The organism is Levilactobacillus cerevisiae, assembly GCF_003946245.1.
Lineage (GTDB): Bacteria > Bacillota > Bacilli > Lactobacillales > Lactobacillaceae > Levilactobacillus > Levilactobacillus cerevisiae.
The window spans coordinates 84,979-105,301 of the sequence record NZ_RHNN01000010.1 but is presented as its reverse complement, the minus strand read 5'-3'; the positions used below and the strand labels follow the sequence as shown (position 1 = coordinate 105,301).

The window sequence follows — 20,323 nt, the reverse complement described above, 5'->3', positions numbered from 1 at the left end:
CCCTTCAAGGGTAGTTAAACCTAAAAAAACACCCCGCTGATTTTCCCTGCGGAGTGCTTGTTTCAAATTTACTTGGCGATACTGTCGACCCATTTGAACATGTTGGTCATGTCGTAATCGCCCGCGTGACCGGTGTTCCACTGCACGTGGTAGTTCACGTCGACCCCAGCATTCTTCAATTTCTGCGCCAGTAAGGTTGGCACGGCAACGGAAGTGTTGCTGTCGGTCTCACCGTAACGAATCCAGAAATGCTTGGCCGTGGTGGCGGTCGACTTCTGCCCGATGTAATCCATTGGGTTCATTAATTTGATAATACTGCTGTCAGCCGTGGTCGCCCCACTCTTGGTGTTGTGGGTTTGGCTGAACTTGGTGAAATGCTTAGCATTCGTGGTGCTGTCCCCAAACTCAATGTTTTCAGCTTGGCTAACATCCAGCGCATCGAAGGCTGGTGGCGTCTTGGAACGGCCCACCGACTTGAAGTACTTGGTCAAATCAACGTTGGTGACCTTGCCACTCTTGATGGTCAACCACGGGTACTTGGACGCCTTGATGGTCGTGCCCTTATCCAGCGCGGTCTGAGCGGAATTCATAATTTGTTTTTTAATCAGGGTGGCAAATGAACCGGTGCCGTCACTGTTGAGTTTCAGCGTCTGACCATTGGCCTTGATGCCGGACTTGTTGACGTAGCTGACAAAGTCGCTCTGCAATTGCTTGGACAGCTTCTTTTGCTTGCTGGTCAACGTGGTCTGACTGCTGGACGCGCCCGGCGTCATGCTGGCACCACTGATACTGTTGACACCGCTAAATTCCCATTCGTAGGCCGTGTTGGCGTTATCCAGGTTGGTGATTGGCGCAAACACGAACGACGCGAAGATGTTGTCACTGGTGTTGGCGGCACCGATTGCCTTCAGGTATGGCTTGTAACCGGCACTGTTCCCGGTCGATCCCAGCAAGGCGGACATAGCACCCCCGGCACTGGTCCCATCGGAGATAATCTTATTGGTATTCCCAGCCAAGCGGGATTTGTTAAATTTCAAATACCGAACGGCGGCCTTCAAATCCACGATTGCGGACGGTGCCTTCCCGGTGTATTTGCCATTCTGCTTGGTATCGCGGCCCCGCGCACCCGGTGCGGCCACCACGTACCCCTTGGCCAACGCGGCTTGTGTGGCACTGGTACTGGAAGCACCACCGTTCGCGTTCAAGCTCGTGCTACTGGAACTGGACTTGCCAGAGGTGGTTGGTGCCTTGCCCGTAGGCTTGCTGGACGACTTGGTCCCGGATGGCGCACCGCCACCACCGCCCATGGCGCTCGCCGTTAATGTTCCGGCCGTTCCAGCCATGTACCCGCCAATATTGTTGGGCATGAAAATGGGTGCGGTCGACTTCGTGTAGCCGTTAATCTTTTTATTATGGAAGTATTTTTCCGGCACGTAGATATTCATACTTTGATATTTGGTACTGACGGGCTTGCTGACGTACACCAGATTCGTGTAGCAGCGCACCTTGATCTTCTTTTTATTAACGGTAATCGTCTTGGTCGTGTACTTGCTGGTATTCAGCTTCAGGCTCCGCACCTTACCGCTGTAACTGGTTCCCCCGCGATAATAACTGGCCTTGTGACTACTGTAGCTAACGTTGCTCAGCTTACCACTGGGCGCGCTGGTCGTCTTTTTGCTGGTCGACTGACTGCTGGAACAGGCCGCCAAACTCAGGACTGCCACCGCCGAAAGTGATAGCGCTAACATTTTTCGCTTAATCATGTGAATCCTCCTCGGTAGAAATGATTAATTGCACTTTCAGTATACCCGAAACCGTTCTGAAATGCAGTCCTTATATTGGGTAACTTATCCAGCCTATTACCGAATCCGTTGTGGTAAAATTCGCCATGCATTTGCGGTATACTGAAGGCAAATCTTCGGGAAAGTAGGTCATAGACTAATGGCAAATTATATTAAAGAAATCCGCAGCTTGGTGGGCCACAAGCCCTTAATTCTAAACGCATCGGCTGGCATCGTTGCCAACGACCAGCACGAGGTCCTGCTCAACCTGCGGACCGACACCCACAACTGGAGCCTGCCCGGTGGCTATCTGGAATACGGTGAAACCTTTGCCACGGCCATGGTTCGGGAATACAAGGAGGACGCTGGCCTGGACGTTGAGATTTTGAAATCGCTGGGCATTTTTGATCAAGGATTCACCGAGTATCCCAATGGCGACGTGACCCAGGTGATTTCGCAGTTGTACCTGGCGAAGCCAGTTGGCGGGCATACTTTGGATACCGCCACGGATGAAACGCTGGATCTGAAATACTTTCCGTTGGATGCGTTGCCACCGCTGTTGAACCAGCAGACCGCCGACATGCTCGCCGCCACCCAGTCTTACTTTGACGGGCTTTCGCGGTGAGGGGTCGCCTCCGGGATGGTGAAAATAGGACTGGAGCGCTGTGGGCGGACGTCTGAAGCCGGAGCGCGGTCTTCAGACTTAGTTTCGAGCCGCTGAGGTGCGCGTCTCAAAACTACCAATCCACTTGACGGCCCTTGCCGTCAAGTGGATTCCCACGGCTTAGCCTATTTTCACCATCCCTGCGGCTTACACAGCGTTAGCCCGTCAAAGACGGCGTGTTTTTCTCTGTTTGTGTTCAGTCGTTTGGACTGGTTCGCTGTGGGCGGACGTCTGAAGCCGTAGTGCGGTCTTCAGACTTAGCTTTGAGCCGCTGAGGTGCGCGTCTCAAGGCTACCAATCCACTTGACGGCCTCCTGCCGCCAAGCGGATTCCCACGGCTTAGCCTATTTTCACCATCCTTGCGGTTGACACAGCGTTAACCCATCAAAGACGGCGTGCGTTTCTCTGTTTGTGTTCAGTCGTTTGGACTGGTTCGCTGTGGGCGGACGTCTGAAGCCGTAGTGCGGTCTTCAGACTTAGTTTTGAGCCCCTGAGGTGCGCGTCTCAAGGCTACCAATCCACTTGACGGCCTCCTGCCGTCAAGTGGATTCCCACGGCTAAGCCTATTTTCACCATCCCTGCGGCTTACACAGCGTTAGCCCGTCAAAGACGATGTGGCTTTTCTCCTATTAAGATTGGATGTACCACTTACATTAGCTCAAAAAAATTTAGCCGAACTCTTCAATAGCTGACACAACATTAATCTATCGACACATTTCTCTGTTTCAGCAACACGTTCCAAAAGTTTTGATACCTTTTCCATTACACCAATCATCATCCCCAACCGTTCCACCATCTAAAAAGCCTGCCGCCGATTCAATCCGAATCATGCGCCAGGCTTATCTTTTGACCTTTTCTCAATTGCGTTTCACTTGTTCCAGTCTACTTTTCCAAATCCAACACCGCGTTGAAAACCTCCTGCGGCAACTCAATGTCACTATGGGCTGCCTGGCGCTTGTTCACGCTTTGGCGGCGGAGCAGGGCTTGCTTCTTGGATGTGCTGCGTTTTTCACCGTTGGCCGCGGCGTTCTTACGTAACGGTGGCACGTCAACTCTGGCCAGTGCTTTCCCCTCCACCACCGATTGGACCGGCATGGGGTTCAGTTTGCGGGGAATCACGAACTTTAATTTGTGCACCAGCTCCTGGGCCATCTGCGGCGCGTCTTCTCTGTGAACCACGAACGACAGGGCATCGACTCTGGCGTAATTCACGTGGACTTCCACCTTGACCACGTCGGCGATGTCGTAGCCCGCCAACTCGGTCGTCAGCGTCGCGTAGCCGTGAGAAACCGACTTCAGGGCGTTGAAGAAGTCGTACGCAATTTCCGCGAACGGCAACTGGTAGTCGAGGACCACCAAGTCCCCCTGGTTGCGCATGTCCTGGAGTTCACCCTTGTGCTGGGTCGCTAGCTTCATCACGTCGCTCAGGCTTTCACTGGTCGTGGTGATGGTCGCAATCGCCAGCGGTTCCTCCACGTAATCAATTTGGCTGTAATCGGGGAACTTGATTGGATTGTCAACGATGAGGGGTTCATCCACATTTTTCACATGCACGCGGTAGGTCACGTTGGGCGCCGTGGTTAAGACGTCGAGGCCGTACTCGTCATGCAGGCGTTCGCGGATGATTTGTAAATGGAAAATGCCTAAGAACCCGCAACGGAAGCCGGCACCCAGCGCATCGGAGCTCTCTGGTCGGTAGTGAAATGACGCGTCGTTCAACGCCAATTTTTCCACGGCCAATTGGAGGTCGTGGTAGTGATCTCCTTGCGGATAGAAGCCCGCGAAGACCATCGACTGGGACGGCTGGTAACCGGGCAAAGCGGTCGCCGTGGGTGTTGCTACACTGGTCAACGTATCCCCGACACGCAGTGCTTGTGGGTCCTTCAGGCCGGTCACCACGTAGCCCACGTCGCCCGCCACGAGCTGTTTGGCCGCCACCCGTTGCGGGGCAAAGATGCCGATTTCGTTGGCAGTTACCGGTTGCTCGGTCGCCATTAATTTCAGCTTATCGTTCGGCTTTAATTGTCCGTCCATCAGCCGGACGTAGGCGATGATGCCCTTGAAGGCGTCATACTGCGAGTCAAAAACCAGCGCCTTGAGTGGCTGCTGAGCATCACCAGTCGGCGCCGGAATCGTGGTGTGGATGGCTTCCATGACGTCGTGCACGCCCAGCCCCGTCTTGGCGGAAATCTTAAGCATGGTCACGTCAGCAAACTCTGGGGCGAGCGCACGAATCTGTTCGGCGGTCCGGTCAACGTCAGCGGCGGCCGCATCAATCTTGTTGATAACCGGGATCACGGTCAGATGGTTCTCCTGAGCTAACCGTAAGTTAGCGACAGTCTGCGCCTGAACGCCCTGGGTCGCGTCGACCAGTAACAGCGCGCCGTCACTGGCGGCCAGACTCTTAGATACCTCGTAGGTGAAATCGACGTGTCCCGGGGTATCAATAAAATTATAGGTGTACTCCTGGCCGTCATCAGCCTGGTAATAATTACGGACGGTTCGGGATTTAACGGTGACCCCGTGGGCCTGTTCCACGGCCAAATCGTCGAGTAGTTGCGCTTGGCTTTCGCGGTCGGACACGGTTTTGGTCTGTTCCATGATGCGGTCGGCCAGCGTTGATTTACCGTGGTCGATGTGGGCAATGATGGCAAAGTTACGAACGTTTTGAATTTGCATGAAGTTCCTCCTGAAGGATGCCGTCGAGGTAGTAGCCAAACGTTTGGCGGGCCTCGGTTTCTAAGTTAACTTGAAAGGCGGGAAAGTCCGTCTCAAGGGCGGTACGGTTGAAGCGGTCCAACCCCGTGAGGTTCATGAGACCACTTATGATGGCGCTTTGGCTCACGAAGAGGTGACTCGCCGCGGTCACGCTGAGACCGGGCAATTGCGTCGCTAGTGTCTGCCCTAATGCCAGGTTCGCGGCGTACAGGGCTTGGCGACCGGCCAAGGTTTGTTCCCGGTCGGCGTGCGGTTCCAGCACGGGGCCCCGCAGCGCGTTGAGCCGTACCAAAGTGGCGTGGTCGGCAATCAGATGGCTAGTCTCTGCCAGCAAGCGTTCCTTGAGCTGTTGGGCGGTGTGCACGGGATCGTCACGGAATGTCGCGCTTAGCGTCACAAAATATCGCTGATAGCCGTTTAAGAGTAACGTCATGAAGATATTTTCCTTGGTGTGGTAGTAGTTAAACAGGGTCCCCTTTGCCACGCCAGCGCGCTGGGCAATGTCGGCGACGGAGATGTCGGCGAATGCCTGCTGGGTGAAGAGTTCCCCCGCGGCGGTCGCGATGTGCTGGGCTTTGGTATCCTTCTGTGCAGTGGACAAGGTATTACTCATTAGGGACCTCCTTCAAAATTGACCACTAGTCATTTTACAATACGCTTACTCTAGCCGTCAACATGACCAATGTCAACTAATTTGTGAAAACAGGCCTTCCACTGAACTACTATTAGCGTATAATAGTAAACGTAGCAAAAACTTAATATTTTAGTAGCGTGTTGGGTAGTAAGTATTTTCGTGATCGTCTGTTCAGGACATACATAATCAAACGTCGCTTAATCTAATGGGCTGAGCTAACGCGGAGAGCTTCAAGAAACGCGAATGCCAGCCTTTTTTCGTCCCCTGCACGCTACGCCTGAGGAGGAACACAATTGAAAACTTGTCCAAACTGCCACCAATCCGTGGCTGCCGATAGTATTTTCTGTGAACATTGTGGCTTTGACCTGCGGACCGCCCCAGCACAGGCGACGGCCACGAAGCCCCATCGTTCACGCCACCACGGTAAGGCACCCAAGCCTGGCAAACACCGGTCGAAGTGGTTCACCCGCGGTGTCTGGTGCATCCTCGCCGTCGCTGTGATTGTCGTGATCGTCCTAGCCGGCTCCTTTTACAACAAACAGGCTGGCAAGGAGAAACAGATTGCCACGATGACCGACGACATTACCGAAAACCAGAGTAACGATTTCGCCAAAAAATTGGTTAGCGACAATCCTAATTTAAAGATCACCGGTGACACGGTACAGCTGCTGTTAACGTACGCGCGGCAACATCCGAACTACGTTAAGGCCATGAAGGCCGACCTGCAAAAGTCCGGTGAGACCCGCGACCACACGTTTACGCTGGAGACGGCCGGCCACAGTTTCCTGATCTTTCCAATTTACAAATTGCGGGTGACCACCATGCATCCCGTGCTGACGACCAACGTCGCCAACGCCACCTTGATGGCCAACGGCAAGGCGCTGGTCACCTCGAAGAACGACCACTACACCTACAAGGCGGGCCCGCTGTTTCCCGGTCACTACACGTTTAAGCTGTCCGGCAGTCAGTCTAAGGCCAGCGTGAGCGCCAATTTAGTCGCCAGCAACGCCGTGAATAAGTCGATCGACCTGATTGTGACCAGCACCAAAAAGGGCCACGACGTCACCAACGACAACGAAGACGAGTCGACCGTCACCGACGCAACCGGCGGCAAGGTCGAGGACAATACGACCAACAGCGACGATGACGACGACAGTAGCGACACGGATTCCGGCGACAGCTATGATGACCTGTCCGTCGAAGCTCAAACGGCCATGGACGAACTGAGCGACGCCGACGACATCGACGAAGACGATTACACCTACACCGAGTCCTCACCGGCCGCCCACGTGACCGAAATCAAGCTGTACGACAACGATTCCGGTGATCACGAAGGCACGTATCGCTACGATGATATCCACGATATTTTAGCTGAATATAATTCCGCCGATGGCAAATTTGAAACCGTTGACGTCGACGATTAGGAAAGGATGAGTCCCATGAAACAAACCTACTACCGGATCTGTTCCAAGTGCGGCAACCAGAACGCCGCGGACGCTAACTTCTGTTTGAAATGTGGCACCACCCTGACGACCGCCGACGAGTACGCGCTAATTCCCCACGCAGCCGACCAGACGTTTCCCCTGTTCGACCTGGAACTAACGCCGGATGAAGTGGCCCAGACCAAGAATTTTAAAATCACGGCGGACCAAACCATCCCCGCAGGCTACCGTTCCGCGGGTCTGATGTTTGCCGAGAGCGACGTGACCCCGCAAGCTGGGGCGAAGGCCGCCTGGGAAGATTTGATGAAACACGTTTACGCGCTGCTACTGGCCAAGGGCTACGACGGCGTGACGCGGGTCACCATTCAGCCGGAACCGATGCAGCCCAGTCAACTCTGCCTGTACGGTGAAGCTTTAATTGTCGATACGCAACATTAATTACTGGAGGATTCAATCATGCATTTTACGAAATTAGCAGCCCCCGCCAATGATCAGCCCGGCGGCGGTAACACCAACTTTTGTCCCAACTGTGGGCAACCCGTGGCGGTGACGGACACCTTCTGTCAAAACTGTGGGTACAACCTGCAGACGGCGCAGGAAACCAGTGGCCAAGCGGCTTCTGACCAATCCCAAAAAACGCAACAAGCCTCACAACCGGCACCAGCCAGCCGCCAACGGACCACACCTCAACGGCCGGCACGGCAACCTCGCCAACCCTGGTCCAAGAAAAAGAAAACCATCTGGTGGAGCGCCGGTGTTGTGGTCGTTGCCCTGATTGGCTTCTTCGTTTGGGGCAGTAACCACTACTCCCGAGCGGCCACACTGGACCGGACCATCAACGACATCAAGAGCGGCAAGCACCTGACCGCCGACTTTACCAGTGCCAGCAGTGATCTGACGCTGAGTAAGTCGAAATTGTTGCCGATCAATCGTTACTACAGCGACCACGCCAAGGACTTGAACACGCTGAAGGCCGACCTGGCCAACGGCGGGCGGAGTTCGGATGGCAACTTCGTTTACGAGCAGAGTGGTCACCACTTACTGTTCTTCCCGAAGTACCAAATCAGCGTGAGCCCGGTCTACCCCACGGTGACCACCAACCATACCGGTAACGTGATCACTCTAGATAACCAGAAAATCGCCACGGCCACGACCGACGACTTCACGAAGAAGCTGAGCGCCATGGTGCCCGGGGAATACCACCTGCAATCGAAAGGGAAAATTGGCGGGCACAACCTGACCAACAGTAGCGATTATCACATTACTAGTAGTAAGACGTATGACTTGGAACTGACCACTATTTCAGTGGAACTAGACACTGTGCCGGGAGCCGACGTTTACCTGAACGGCAAGAAGCTCGGCACCACCAACTCTTCCGGAACTTACCAAATCAAGAATGAGCCGTGGACGTCTGACATGGCCGTCTATGCTGCGTACACCTCGAGCGCCGGCAAAGCCACCACGCCCACGACGAAGCTGACCAAGAACGATGACCAAAGCTACGTCAACCTGGACTTTAAGGACATGATTTCTGAAAGCGACGCCGATGACCTGGTGTCGAACGTCTTTACGGCGGCGGAGAGCCTGTCCAACAGTGGTGACATGGATGAGGCCACGGATGACGACGGAGATGCCATGGCGGACTTCTTTGCCAATGGCGAGAGCAATGAATACTTTAATGATCTGAAAAAGATGGCTCAGGGCTACTACCACAACGATGATCTGGACGGCGTGGACATTTCTACCAACGTCGATGGCGTTAAGCCCGGACCAAATGGAACCAGCGAAGTCACGTTTACCGTGGAATATGACTTCAGCCTGAGTGATTACGATTACGACCACGTGCAAGACTTCCAGTACACCGCCACGATTCAGCCTGCCGGCAACGATAGTTCCTCGCAGAGCTATGAAATTGTGAAATACGGTCACGCTGTGAAGACCGACGACCGCCACGAAGACGCTTAAACCAAGGAGAATTTAGATGACTAACCAAACCAGATTTTGTCCCCACTGTGGAAATGAATTAAAACCTGACGCCAAGTTTTGCCCGAAATGTGGGTACGCTTTAGGCGCCACGACTGAACCGACGACGCCCAATGAACCCGACCGGCCAGCTGCTCAAGCGGCGGCTTCCCAGCCACAACCACAAGCACAGCCGGAACCAACGGCGGCACCGAGTGGCCCAAATAAATTTCAGAAATTCTCTGGCAATTATTTTAGCTGGTACTTAGAAACCCTGCGGCACCCCAGCCAACCCCGGGTCGACGCGCACCGCTTCTTTGGCCTGATCTCCCTGCTGGTGGAAGCCCTGCTGCTGGTCCTCACGTTTATGTTGCTGGGGCAAAAGGCCATCAACCTGGCCAACAGGATGATGAGTTCCTTTGACGACAGCACGCAGTTTGCCAGCTACCTCAACCTGAATGGGGTGCTGTTCAAGACTGGGCTGATTCTGTTCCTGATCATCGTATTCATCCTCGCCATCTACGTGGGCATTGCCTACGCATTCCGGCGAGTCATGACCAATCTGCCGCTAAACTTCTGGGACTTCACGAACCAGTTTGCCGGCACCACCAACCTGCTCATGATTTTCAACCTGATCACCTTCCTGCTGGGCTTGATCACCGGTTCCGGTAACTTTTCCAGCCTGACGATTCTGATGATCTTTATGATTCCCGCGAACCTGATTCTAAATGCTGCGTTTATCTTCATCATTGTTGATGACGTCGATCAGGCGCGCATGGATAAGTTCTACACGGTGCTGTTGGCGGAACTGTCACTGGTGGTGGCCCTCTTCATCTTCAGCCTCATCATTGGGAGTGTTGTTGGTGGCTCCATCATGAATGATATTCAATCGCTCTATAATAGTTAAAAGCGTGTGTCAGCAACAGAGATTGGGAGACACACCGCGAGTCTGGAGAATACCAGACTCGTTTTTTGTTACGCATTTTTTCTGACAAGTGGTATTCTAGAATTTATAAGAGAAACAATGGAGGACGAACAATGAGTTTAATTTATTTGAAACGCGCAACGGCGGCTGACGTGCCAGCCATCATGCCAATTATTGCCAACGCTAAGGCCCTGTTGAAGGCCGATGGCAGTCCCCAGTGGCAAGATGGCTACCCGGACGAAGCGGCTATTAGACGCGATATTATGGCCCAACAGAGCTGGCTGTTGATGATTGATGGTCAAGTGGCCGGGACCGCGGCCCAGGTGGTCGGTGACGACCCCAATTATCACGAAATTGATGGGAGCGGTTGGCAAAACACGACCGCCCCGTACGCCACGATTCATCGGATTGCCTTGAGCGCCGACTTTGCTGGCCAGCACCTGAGCCATTTCTTCTTCTCTAACCTGATTAGTCAGGCCTACCAGCAGGGTGTCCGTAACTTCCGGATCGACACGCACGCCATGAACCAGCGGATGCAGGCGATTGCGACCAGCCTGGGTTACCAGTACCGCGGCGAGATTCACGTGGACGAGCCCGGTGACAATCTCCGTCACGCTTACGAACTGAATCTGGCGGACTAAAGTCACAAGTGTTACCCTTTTGCCTAGGTCAACCGTTCACTTAGCGGACGACCCTGCCAAAGTGGGGTGACAAATTACTAAAGTCGTGCACCATTACGGCTATAAATCAATTGCGGGATGCGGTATAATACTCAGTATGACTTTATCACCCGCAATTTTTGGAAAGGGGATTTTCTTTTAAAATGTATCGCTTTTTCGTCCAGCCGCAAGTCAACGCGGTCACGCAAAAATTAGCTGGTTATGAATTATTACTACGTTCATATCATCACGACTACTGGGTCACGCCGACCGATTTCACGGCGCTCCCAATGGACCAGCAAGTCTCACTGTCCTACCAAGAGATCACGAACATTTTAAAGGATCACAAGGACAATCCCGAGATTTCATTTAATCTGAACCGGGCGCAATTCACGGACCGCGAAACGATCGGCCACCTGATTCACCTGAAGAAATCCATTAAAAATTTAAACCTAATCATTGAACTGACGGAGGCGCCTAACCTGGAAGAACTCCACCGCTACGTGCCGTTGTACCGCTCGTTTGACATCAAATTGAGTCTGGATGACGTCGGCACGGATAACCCGTGGTGCCCGGCCATCCAAGACGTGCTGCCGTTTATGGACAGTATTAAATTTGCCATGCAGAACTTTCGCCTGCAGCACCGGCAAAAGGAATTGCTGCCGAGCTTAAACGCCTGGCGCAAGATTGCCGACATGTACCAGCTGGGCTTCACGCTGGAGGGCATCGAAGATCAAAGCGACGTGGCCTTGGCGCAGCAGTACAACGCGGAGATCGCACAGGGGTATTATTATAGTAAACCGGTGCCTTACTGCGCGGGGTAAATTTATTGTGAGATGCAAAACGGAACGCTGGCCCTTGGTTGGCGTTCCGTTTTTTTGTGGCTACAAATAGTCGTGAATAACTTGCACTTGTTGCTGATTAATGGCAAATTTGGTCAGCGGTCGGCCACTCTTCTGGTAAACAATTTCTGAGTTAAGATAGTCAATTTCAGCCAAGAAATCCAGGTACTTCTTCGTGGAGACTCGTGATAAACCGGTATGATCAGCGACTTCTTGGTTGGCAAACGTCGCGGGAAACTCTTGTAGGGCTGCCACAATTTTTCGGAGCGACAAGCGTGACAAGCCTTTAGGCAACGCCTTGCGACCGCCACTTTGCACGGCCGTCACGTCCCCTAAAAATAGGCTATCCAAATCCGTTTGCGACACCGTCGTTTTATGATCAACGACCATCATCTTCAGGTACTTATCAATCGCCTTTTGAAAGCGGTCAAAGGAAAAAGGCTTGATTAGGAAATCCAAAACGCCGTAATTCACGGCTTCCTTCAACGTTTGCTGGTCATTGGCAGCCGTCATCATGATCACTTGCGGATGAAGTTGTCGTTGCACTAATTCACTGAGAAACTGGGTCCCGTTAATCTGCGGCAAATACATATCTAACAGAACCAGCTCGTAATCCGCCAGATCAGGTAAATCTAGGGCCGCAACAGCACTCTCACTTTCCGTCACCGTTGCATCCTTCAATTCAGCGATTCGCTCTAGAAATCTATGATTAATCATGCGGACCATCGGATCATCTTCTACGATTAAGATCTTCATACTGTTATCTCCTTCACTTCGACCACTGCCGTCAGTCGGCTTCCCTTGGGATGATTGTCTGCAACCGTTAGCTTGCCTTTCAGTTCGTCAACCGCTGAACGAATCAAGGTCATCCCGTAACCCCGATTATCTCCTTTGGTCGAAAATCCCTGCTCAAACATTTTCTTCCGTACCGCCGGCGAAATTCCGTGACCATTATCGGCAACGCTAATCTTTAATTTGGCAGTCTCCGCTTGAAATTGCAGCTGCAAACTGACTTTATTTTCAGGACTCATGTTGTCAAACGCTGTTAAAGCATTATCTAACAGGTTGGAGACAATCCGCAACAATAAGACTTCCACGTGACTCTCCAGCAACAGCTGTGGCACGTACGAATCCGCCGTAATTTCAAACGAAATCTGTTGTTCCTTAGCTTCTTTGCTTTTCCCAAGGAGCAAACCCACCATTGCCGGCCACTTAATTTTATCCGAGATGTAACCCACGTCCTGATGATAGGTATCCGTGATCTGCTGAATAAATTTTGTCACCTCAGGGTAGTCTTCTAACTCCAGGAGGCCATTGATCACCTGTAGCTGATTCATAAACTCATGCGTCTGGGCCCGCAGTGAAGAAACGTAATGCTCCGTTCCGGTTAATTTATTCAGTAGGCCGGAGATCTCCGACATATCTCGAATTAAGACGACTTGACCAATCTGGCGTTCCCGAACTTTCAGACTATTGGTTGAGAGCAATAATTGTTTATCCTGAAACTCTATTTCCGAACCATTGTCAGTGTTCGCGGCAACCTCACCAGGAAACAGCATCGTCTGCAGGTTTGCCGGAAGCTTTTTATTAACGGCCAGCTCAGTTCCAAAGAGATCAACCGCCACTTGATTGGCCGAAATCACAATTCCATGGTTGTTAATCGCCACAATACCTTCTGGCAATGAATCATCAATCAGTGTCTGTCGTGCCGTTCGCTCCGCGATTTCTTTGGGGGTCATCCCCAGCAAAATGTAGCGAAGATACATCCCCAATAAGAATGCTAATATCGCGCCGGTAATGATGCCGACGAGGCCCCCAATCCAAATGGGCCGCGTGCGTTTGGCTATCTGATCACGTATGTTTTTTTGCGTCATCCCCACGCAAACGACGCCAACAACGCTTTTACCACGATAGACGGGATAAAACACCCGGTATTCCGGGCCTAATATTCCCGGCTCTTGCGAGTAGTGAACATGCCCGTAAAGTGCCGGAACTGGATCCTTGAGCGAACTAAAATGGTGACCGACCCCACTATTTTTCGGATGAGAAAGCCGGATTAAGTTATGATTCAAAATAACAATGAAATCGACATCATCCCGTTTAACCAGACTTCTGGAAAATTTCTGTAGATTCTGATTGGAACCCTGATTAGATTGTTGAATCACCGCCTTGACTTCCGGCATTTTGGCCGTAGCCCGCGCTACCCGCAGGATCCGGTGTTGTGTCGTCTGCTTACTTTCAGCAACGGTATCTCGCTGAATTAGGACGGTTGTTGTTGCCACGGAAAGACCAATTGTCACCGTCATAACGGCAATCACAATCACCCAAAATGGTATATGTCTCTTGAAAAATGCCATGTGCGCCACCTCGTCCTTAATCATACGTGATTCAGCCTACCGAAAACAATAGACCCGTCTCGAATTGCCAACACAATTTAAGACGGGTCTACTGTTTTATTTAGCTTTAATTTCGTTTTTCGTCGTGCCCGTGGTCAGTGCTTCATTAAAATTATCATAACTGATACTGATCATGTCTTCCAACGCCGGTTCCGTGTATGACCCCACGTGTGGCGTAATCAAGACTTTCGGGTTAGCAGCTACTAACCGCCGAACGCCGGCATCGGGAATCGCTGCTTCGGTATCAAATGATTTTCCAATGATATTAACCTCGTCATCCACGACGTCGGCCCCATAACCACTAATTTGGTCGGTGTCCAGGCCGTTTAGAATGGCGTCCACGTTAGCCAGTTCGCCACGCGCCGTATTAATTAGCACGGCACCCGGCTTCATTTTACCAATAAAACTGGCATCCACGAGGTCCTCATTTTTGCCCGGGAAGTAGGGCACGTGAATGGAGACAATGTCACTTTGTTGTAGCACGTCCTCTAGCGTTCCCATCTCTGCTAAGTCCTTCGCGGCATCTGACGGATATGGATCGTAGGCCACAATCTTGGCCCCCAAGGCTTTGTACAGCTTGGCTTCGGTATAGCCGATACGGCCGATCCCCACAATGCCGACCGTAGCCGTATGAATTTCTTTGCTAAACATAGCTGGTGAGATGGTGAAGTTGCCCTGGCGCGTTTGACTGATACCGAGATTGACGTGACGGAATAATGTCATTCCTAGCGTAAATGCCAGTTCAGCCACCGCATAGGGTGAGTAGCCTGGCACGCGGGCCATTTGGATGCCTAACTCAGCCGCACTCTGTAAGTCCATATGGTTGTAACCAACGGAGCGGGTGAACACGCGCTTAATGCCCCAGGCGGCAAATTTTTCCAAGTTCTGTCGATCAACCACACAATTTCCGCGAACTAAAACGGCGTCAGTCCCCTTAGCAGCTTCGACATTGTCGTGCGTCAGCAGGTCCTCAACGTACGTCATCTCAAAGTTATATTTATTCAGTTTGTCAAAGTAAGGTTTCTCAATGGGACGGACCCCATATGCTGTGATTTTTGTCATTTTTATCTGCCATCCTTTTTCTTATTTGAAGATTCCAAGGCCACTGATTACCTGCAAGACGGCGATCCAAATCGGCATCATCACAACCGCACAGATGGTCGAGATGAAAGCGGCATTGGAGGACATAACCGCTTCTCTATCAAAGCTAATCGCATACGCCGATGCAACCGAAGCCGTTGGTGTTGCCATCATAACCACGACCGTCGCCACGGCGACAAAGCTGAGTGGCAAGATTCCCGTGACGTTCAGCAACCAGAGAATGACCAGGTTCAATAAGGGTACCATAACAACTTTGTTCAAGGCGTAATACCATGGCGTCTTGTCCTTAGCAGCATCCTTGAATGAGATTGAACCCAGGGTCACACCAATGGCCAACCAGGCTAGTGGTGATGAGAGATTTGCCAGGTAAGAGAGCGGCTTGTAGAGCCACAACGCGGTTTGGTCAATTCGGTAAAAAGCAACGGTTGACAAGCCAGTCGTTTGAACACCATTGACTGCCGTGGTCACCGTCATTTGTGGCACCATGTGTTGGGCTAACCACATGAAGAGCCCCAAGAAAGTAGCGATAACAATTGGGTTGGCAAACATCTTCTTAATGTTTTTGGCTTCCATTTTCAAGCCAGACATCTTGATGTAGGCATACGAGTACAGGAAGATTCGATAGCCAATGTTGAAGATGGAACTGTACATAACCCCTTTGGCGCCATAGACTGCACCCACAATGGGAATCCCGAAAAATGTGGTCGAACCAAACGTCGTTAAGATTGCTAAAACTTCACGTTCTCCCTTAACGTAACGCTGGTAGAGAAACGGCGTGACCAGAATCAAAAGAATATAAATCACAATCCCCCAGACCAAGACACCCATTCCTTGCTTGAAGGCATCGCCATCCATGGGTTGCATGAATGAATTGAATGCCAAGGCAGGAATGGCAACCGTCAATGCGACTTTGGTCAAAACCTTCCCAAAGTTTGCGCCGAACGTCCCCCGTCGCCGAAGGAAGAATCCCAGTAAGATAATGAAAATCGTCGATGTGATGGAACTAATAATTGCTGCATTCGTGAAAGTTGACTCAACTGCTTTTAACACGCTCATGGTGTCGCCTCCGTATGTTTTCCAATTGATGACCTTAGTTTACTGCCATCTTGCTCAGTAATATACATAGCGAAAGTTTTGCAATTAATGTAAGTTATGTAAGCGGTGGTCTAACCAGTTACTTGTTTCACAAAATGAGGTTGAGGGGCGCACACATTTTTGAACCGCAAATCAAATTAATCATATCCAAGTACCACGTTTTACCCTGCATAAAAACCCAAAACAATCACCCATTTCCAAAATGTGAATTCCATGATAAAAATAATTATATTTTCCACCGCCCAATCCCATCTCCTCCTATAAGTACCCCGCATCCCCGCCACCAAGCCTTTAAACAAATTCAACTTTCCCTGTTGACAAACTCACCGCAGCTCGCTATTATTAGAGCCATATTAGAAAACACGAACGCATCACCAGGAAGAGTAGCCGTTCCCGCTAAGTTCAGAGACCACCGGTAGCTGAAAAGGTGGCTTACAACGGAGCAGCGAAGATGAGCCTGGTAGCTAACAATTGGTGGAAGCTGATTGTTCGATTTGAAGCCCGTTACCGCTTCCGACTTTTGGCAACAGAAGTTACGGAGATGGTGGATGTGAGTCCCCCATAAATCAAGGTGGTACCGCGAGTGAAATCGTCCTTATGTTTAATTACATAGGGACGATTTTATTTTGAGGAGATGCATTGGGATGAAGAAAAAGGGAACGATTTTAACGGTGGCGGCTTTGAGCCTCTTAACCTTAGCCGGGTGTGGCAGTCAGGCCAGCACCAGCGGTAGCAATGGCAGTAGTAAGTATGCGGACAAGCAGGTTCTCAACTGGACGGAGTCTTCCGAGCTAGCGACCAACGATATCGCCCAAGCCACGGACACGTTGAGCTTCACCGTGCTCCAGAACACGCAAGAGGGCCTCTACCGCCTCAACAGTAAGGGCACCCCCGCCAACGCGCTGACCACCAAGACCAGCGTGACCAACGGCGGCAAGACCTACACGTTTAACCTCCGCAAGGGCGTCAAGTGGTCCAACGGCGACGAGGTCACGGCCAAGGATTTCGTTTATTCCTGGCAACGGACCGTGAACCCCAAGACCGCGTCACAGGATGCCTTCTACTTCTTCCAAGTCAAGAACGCCGAGGCCATCAACAACGGCAAGAAGTCACTCAGTTCCCTGGGCATCAAGGCCGATGGCAAATACAAGCTGACGGTCCAGCTGACCAAACCCGTTTCCTACTTCAAGAAGCTACTGGCCTGGCCCCTCTTCTACCCGGTCAACCAAAACGCCGTGCAAAAATACGGCAAGAAGTACGGGACCAGCTCGAGCACGACCGTCTACAACGGGCCCTTCCGTCTGAGCAAGTGGAACGGCACGAGCACCACCTGGACGCTCGCCAAGAACCAGACTTACTGGGATAAGAAGGCCGTCCACCTCACCAAGATCAACGAGGTCGTGACCAAGAGCACGACGACCAGTTATAACTTATTTAATGCAAAAAAGACCGACGAGACGTTACTCGACGGCCAACAGGTCAAGAACAACAAGAATAACGAAAACTTTGTTAAACGCCTCCCAACCGGGACCCAACGGCTGAGTCTCAACGAAAAGACGGTGCCCGCCTTCAAGAACGTGAACGTGCGGAAGGCCTTCTCCCTGGCCATCAACCGCAAGCAACTGGTCGATGACGTCCTGCAAGATGGCTCGACCGTTTCCAAGGGTTACGTGCCAGCCGGCATGGGCAACAACCCCAAGACGGGCGAAGGCTTTGACAGTGAAGCTGAAGTGAAATCCGCCGTTTCCTACAATTTGACTGAGGCCAAGAAGCTTCTCGCTAAAGGGCTGAAGCAGACCGGTAAGAAATCGCTCAACGTGTCCCTGTTGGTTTCCGACACCGACGCCAGCAAGCAAACGGCCGAATTCCTCCAGAGTTCGCTGCAAAAGCTGCCCAACGTTAAGGTCTCCATCAATACGATTCCTTACGTGCAACTGATCACGCGCCAACATAACAAGAATTATGATTTGACGCTGAGTGGCTGGCAATCCGTTTTCGCTGACCCAATCAACTTCCTGGACGTTTACGAATCCAACTCGAGCTACAACACTTCCAGCTGGTCCAACAAGCAATACGACAAGCTGCTCGATGAATCCGAAAACAAGGATGGGAACCAAGCCTCAAAGCGTTGGAGCAAGCTGGTTGCTGCCGAAAAGGTTCTGATGAACGATCAAGGCACGATTCCACTGTACCAGGCCGCTAAGTCACAACTGTTGCGGAAGAACGTCAAGAACATCAACTACAACCCAGCTGGTGTGCCTTACGACTTCAAGACAACTTATATTGCAAAATAAATACGCGTAACCTTAGTCCAACGCAACACGCTGCCCCCTTGGCGTGCGGTTGGCAGGCCCCATCAGCCAGCACCCTGTCGCTTCAGTAAATGTCTTTACTATAGTAGAAATAGGTTCCAACCGGCGTTTGAAGTGCGCATCGGTTGGAACCTATTTTTGAGTGATTCGTTAACTAAGTTGGTAAAAGCCAACGGCATGACTGGCCACGGCCCGGCGAAAGGCCGTTAGTTTCGTTCCCTGCATAGTCACCTTCAAAGCGGTCATGGATTTTCCATGAACCTTGGCCTTCGCCCGCTTCAGCGTCCCCACTTTTTGCTTGTTCGTCCACATCACGTAGCCGCCCGACCGCTTCTGATAACGCATTTGGAAGTTTGCTGAGAGCCGCTCAGTACGGCCCGTGAGCGCTGAATTCTTGCTGAGATATTGCGTCACTTTTAAATGATGGCTGGCAAACTGGAGCTTCTCCACGCTATAGAGGCGCGGCGAACCAGCTTCCTTGAAAGAGCCGTCATACACGTACCAGGTCCCGCGGTAGCTCTTGGTCAACGTCGCCGACTTGCTGGGTTGACTGGCGGCGTGGGCGGTCGCGGTGTCGCTGAGGCCGGCTAGACTAACACTGGCTAGTAAGACGGCCAGACTGGTGATTACTTTTTTCATGAGTGGTGACTCTCCTCTCCAAATTAATCCAACAACGTGTCCATCGCATGACTCTGTAACGGCCGGCGGAATGCGTAAACCAGGTCACCATCGAGGTTGATGCGCAACGCTTTAACCCGCTTATTCAAGACCTTGACCTTCACCTTGGTCTTGCCTAGAATCGCAAGCGACTCGCCTTCCATCGACCGGGGAAGGACCCGATAAACTGCAGGATGCCCCTTCTTAATCCTCTTAGTATAGGTCACCGGCGAGGCAATACTCAACTGCCAAGCCTGCGATTTGAGATCCGGCGTATTGGTGGTATAGACGCCGAGATTCAGCTTTTTCGACTGTAACTTTAATCGAACGACCGTGAAAACCGGTAGCTTATTGGCACTATCCATCGAAACGCCACCGTAAAGATACCAGGTTCCCCGATAACTCTTGGGTAGCGCAACGGTCTTGCTGGCGGCTTGACCAGTGGTGGTGCCAACGACCGCAAAGAAGCTGAAACTGGCCAGCACCAGTAGGCACCCTTTAATCAATTTATTCATCTTAACTCCTCCAAGTCATGATTTTCCCACGCAAGCACCTACTTTCAGGCGTCGCGTGGCTGTGTTAATTAATTCCCGACGTCCCAAAAATAGGCTCTAGTGGCCGCCTTAGAAGTAGAAAGTGTTCCAGCAATGGGTGCGTTGCAATTTACGAAAGGCATACACAACATCGTCCCCATCCTCATCATCCCAGGCCAATGCCGTTGTGGGTTTTCCCTGAACCTTAACCGTGGTGAGCCAATACTTGCCTAAAGAAGTTTGATCCCGCAACATCCGGACGCGATAACTCACCCGGTTTTTCTTGGAAACCGTTCGCTGATACGTGACGCCAATCTTAGTGGTCGCTTGCGTTGTTGCGTGTGATAAATTGGTGTGAGAACTGATGCCATACTTCGTCGTCTGCAACCGATCAGTCATCCGCAATTGATACGTGTAGTAATATTTCACATGATGGGTTCGGTCCGTTACTAAGTAAGCATACCAGGTACCGCGGTAGCTCTTGGGTAGAGCGACAGTCTTGCTGGCGGCTTGGCCAGTGGTGGTGCCAACGACCGCAAAGAAACTGAAACTGGCCAGCATCAACAGGCAGCCTTTGACAAATTTATGCATATACTAACCCC

18 protein-coding genes are annotated in these 20,323 nt (G+C 51.7%); 8 read left to right on the top strand and 10 right to left on the bottom strand.

Annotation, left to right across the window (positions count from 1 at the left end):
• Window positions 1-68: 68 nt before the first annotated feature.
• Window positions 69-1,763, bottom strand: a complete 1,695-nt coding sequence (locus EKM99_RS06570; protein ID WP_125582082.1) for a subtype B tannase — start codon at window positions 1,761-1,763, stop codon at window positions 69-71.
• A gap of 178 nt (window positions 1,764-1,941) precedes the next feature.
• Here EKM99_RS06570 and EKM99_RS06565 point away from each other — a divergent pair, with 178 nt between their 5' ends.
• Window positions 1,942-2,406, top strand: coding sequence for an NUDIX hydrolase (locus tag EKM99_RS06565; protein ID WP_125582080.1), 465 nt, complete (start codon window positions 1,942-1,944; stop codon window positions 2,404-2,406).
• Window positions 2,407-3,327: 921 nt separating this feature from the next.
• Here EKM99_RS06565 and lepA read toward each other — a convergent pair.
• Window positions 3,328-5,124 carry a translation elongation factor 4 gene (gene lepA / locus EKM99_RS06560; protein ID WP_125582077.1) on the bottom strand — a complete coding sequence of 599 codons (1,797 nt, stop codon included), beginning with the start codon at window positions 5,122-5,124 and terminating at the stop codon, window positions 3,328-3,330.
• Window positions 5,102-5,776 (bottom strand): TetR/AcrR family transcriptional regulator, encoded by a 675-nt coding sequence (locus EKM99_RS06555; RefSeq protein WP_125582076.1) that lies wholly within the window; start codon window positions 5,774-5,776, stop codon window positions 5,102-5,104. Before EKM99_RS06555 ends, lepA begins: the two co-directional genes overlap by 23 nt.
• A gap of 314 nt (window positions 5,777-6,090) precedes the next feature.
• Between EKM99_RS06555 and EKM99_RS06550 the strand changes: the two genes are divergently transcribed.
• From EKM99_RS06550 to EKM99_RS06525, 6 genes are all read left to right on the top strand, one after another.
• Window positions 6,091-7,221, top strand: a complete 1,131-nt coding sequence (locus EKM99_RS06550; protein ID WP_125582074.1) for a TcaA second domain-containing protein — start codon at window positions 6,091-6,093, stop codon at window positions 7,219-7,221.
• 15 nt (window positions 7,222-7,236) lie between these two features.
• Complete coding sequence (locus tag EKM99_RS06545) at window positions 7,237-7,677, top strand: zinc ribbon domain-containing protein (protein WP_164511544.1); 441 nt, start codon at window positions 7,237-7,239, stop codon at window positions 7,675-7,677.
• Between the two features lie 18 nt (window positions 7,678-7,695).
• Window positions 7,696-9,204 carry a zinc ribbon domain-containing protein gene (locus EKM99_RS06540; protein ID WP_125582070.1) on the top strand — a complete coding sequence of 503 codons (1,509 nt, stop codon included), beginning with the start codon at window positions 7,696-7,698 and terminating at the stop codon, window positions 9,202-9,204.
• Window positions 9,205-9,220: 16 nt separating this feature from the next.
• A complete protein-coding gene (locus EKM99_RS06535) occupies window positions 9,221-10,108 on the top strand; it encodes a zinc ribbon domain-containing protein (RefSeq protein ID WP_125582068.1) in 888 nt (295 codons plus the stop codon).
• A gap of 131 nt (window positions 10,109-10,239) precedes the next feature.
• Window positions 10,240-10,767, top strand: coding sequence for a GNAT family N-acetyltransferase (locus tag EKM99_RS06530; RefSeq protein WP_125582066.1), 528 nt, complete (start codon window positions 10,240-10,242; stop codon window positions 10,765-10,767).
• Between the two features lie 182 nt (window positions 10,768-10,949).
• A complete protein-coding gene (locus tag EKM99_RS06525) occupies window positions 10,950-11,609 on the top strand; it encodes an EAL domain-containing protein (RefSeq protein WP_125582064.1) in 660 nt (219 codons plus the stop codon).
• Window positions 11,610-11,669: 60 nt separating this feature from the next.
• On the opposite strand, the gene EKM99_RS06520 is transcribed toward EKM99_RS06525, so the two are convergent.
• The 4 genes from EKM99_RS06520 to EKM99_RS06505 all read right to left on the bottom strand — a co-directional run bounded on the left by EKM99_RS06520 (window position 11,670) and on the right by EKM99_RS06505 (window position 16,180).
• A complete protein-coding gene (locus EKM99_RS06520) occupies window positions 11,670-12,383 on the bottom strand; it encodes a response regulator (protein ID WP_125582062.1) in 714 nt (237 codons plus the stop codon).
• Window positions 12,380-13,984 (bottom strand): ATP-binding protein, encoded by a 1,605-nt coding sequence (locus EKM99_RS06515; protein ID WP_164511543.1) that lies wholly within the window; start codon window positions 13,982-13,984, stop codon window positions 12,380-12,382. The genes EKM99_RS06520 and EKM99_RS06515 overlap by 4 nt, the downstream gene beginning before the upstream one ends.
• Window positions 13,985-14,080: 96 nt before the next feature.
• Window positions 14,081-15,085: a 2-hydroxyacid dehydrogenase gene (locus EKM99_RS06510; RefSeq protein WP_125582058.1), complete on the bottom strand. Its 1,005-nt coding sequence runs from the start codon at window positions 15,083-15,085 to the stop codon at window positions 14,081-14,083.
• Between the two features lie 21 nt (window positions 15,086-15,106).
• Window positions 15,107-16,180, bottom strand: coding sequence for an AEC family transporter (locus EKM99_RS06505; protein WP_125582056.1), 1,074 nt, complete (start codon window positions 16,178-16,180; stop codon window positions 15,107-15,109).
• A gap of 683 nt (window positions 16,181-16,863) precedes the next feature.
• Between EKM99_RS06505 and EKM99_RS06500 the strand changes: the two genes are divergently transcribed.
• A complete protein-coding gene (locus tag EKM99_RS06500) occupies window positions 16,864-18,513 on the top strand; it encodes a peptide ABC transporter substrate-binding protein (RefSeq protein ID WP_125582054.1) in 1,650 nt (549 codons plus the stop codon).
• 168 nt (window positions 18,514-18,681) lie between these two features.
• Here the strand turns inward: EKM99_RS06500 and EKM99_RS06495 are convergent, their stop codons facing one another.
• From EKM99_RS06495 to EKM99_RS06485, 3 genes are all read right to left on the bottom strand, one after another.
• Entirely contained in the window at window positions 18,682-19,170 is a 489-nt protein-coding gene (locus tag EKM99_RS06495) for a hypothetical protein (RefSeq protein ID WP_125582052.1), read from the bottom strand.
• A 23-nt stretch (window positions 19,171-19,193) separates the two neighbouring features.
• Window positions 19,194-19,703, bottom strand: a complete 510-nt coding sequence (locus EKM99_RS06490; protein ID WP_125582050.1) for a hypothetical protein — start codon at window positions 19,701-19,703, stop codon at window positions 19,194-19,196.
• 108 nt (window positions 19,704-19,811) lie between these two features.
• On the bottom strand, window positions 19,812-20,312 hold the full coding sequence (locus tag EKM99_RS06485) for a hypothetical protein (protein ID WP_125582048.1): 501 nt from the start codon (window positions 20,310-20,312) through the stop codon (window positions 19,812-19,814).
• Between the last annotated feature and the right edge of the window lie 11 nt (window positions 20,313-20,323).

What these genes read in the sequence shown, in the direction of transcription:
- EKM99_RS06570 (WP_125582082.1), bottom strand. Translation starts at nt 1,763, where the DNA reads ATGATTAAGCGAAAAATGTTAGCGCTATCACTTTCGGCGGTGGCAGTC.
- EKM99_RS06565 (WP_125582080.1), top strand. Translation starts at nt 1,942, where the DNA reads ATGGCAAATTATATTAAAGAAATCCGCAGCTTGGTGGGCCACAAGCCC.
- lepA (WP_125582077.1), bottom strand. Translation starts at nt 5,124, where the DNA reads ATGCAAATTCAAAACGTTCGTAACTTTGCCATCATTGCCCACATCGAC.
- EKM99_RS06555 (WP_125582076.1), bottom strand. Translation starts at nt 5,776, where the DNA reads ATGAGTAATACCTTGTCCACTGCACAGAAGGATACCAAAGCCCAGCAC.
- EKM99_RS06545 (WP_164511544.1), top strand. Translation starts at nt 7,237, where the DNA reads ATGAAACAAACCTACTACCGGATCTGTTCCAAGTGCGGCAACCAGAAC.
- EKM99_RS06540 (WP_125582070.1), top strand. Translation starts at nt 7,696, where the DNA reads ATGCATTTTACGAAATTAGCAGCCCCCGCCAATGATCAGCCCGGCGGC.
- EKM99_RS06535 (WP_125582068.1), top strand. Translation starts at nt 9,221, where the DNA reads ATGACTAACCAAACCAGATTTTGTCCCCACTGTGGAAATGAATTAAAA.
- EKM99_RS06530 (WP_125582066.1), top strand. Translation starts at nt 10,240, where the DNA reads ATGAGTTTAATTTATTTGAAACGCGCAACGGCGGCTGACGTGCCAGCC.
- EKM99_RS06525 (WP_125582064.1), top strand. Translation starts at nt 10,950, where the DNA reads ATGTATCGCTTTTTCGTCCAGCCGCAAGTCAACGCGGTCACGCAAAAA.
- EKM99_RS06520 (WP_125582062.1), bottom strand. Translation starts at nt 12,383, where the DNA reads ATGAAGATCTTAATCGTAGAAGATGATCCGATGGTCCGCATGATTAAT.
- EKM99_RS06515 (WP_164511543.1), bottom strand. Translation starts at nt 13,984, where the DNA reads ATGGCATTTTTCAAGAGACATATACCATTTTGGGTGATTGTGATTGCC.
- EKM99_RS06510 (WP_125582058.1), bottom strand. Translation starts at nt 15,085, where the DNA reads ATGACAAAAATCACAGCATATGGGGTCCGTCCCATTGAGAAACCTTAC.
- EKM99_RS06505 (WP_125582056.1), bottom strand. Translation starts at nt 16,180, where the DNA reads ATGAGCGTGTTAAAAGCAGTTGAGTCAACTTTCACGAATGCAGCAATT.
- EKM99_RS06500 (WP_125582054.1), top strand. Translation starts at nt 16,864, where the DNA reads ATGAAGAAAAAGGGAACGATTTTAACGGTGGCGGCTTTGAGCCTCTTA.
- EKM99_RS06495 (WP_125582052.1), bottom strand. Translation starts at nt 19,170, where the DNA reads ATGAAAAAAGTAATCACCAGTCTGGCCGTCTTACTAGCCAGTGTTAGT.
- EKM99_RS06490 (WP_125582050.1), bottom strand. Translation starts at nt 19,703, where the DNA reads ATGAATAAATTGATTAAAGGGTGCCTACTGGTGCTGGCCAGTTTCAGC.
- EKM99_RS06485 (WP_125582048.1), bottom strand. Translation starts at nt 20,312, where the DNA reads ATGCATAAATTTGTCAAAGGCTGCCTGTTGATGCTGGCCAGTTTCAGT.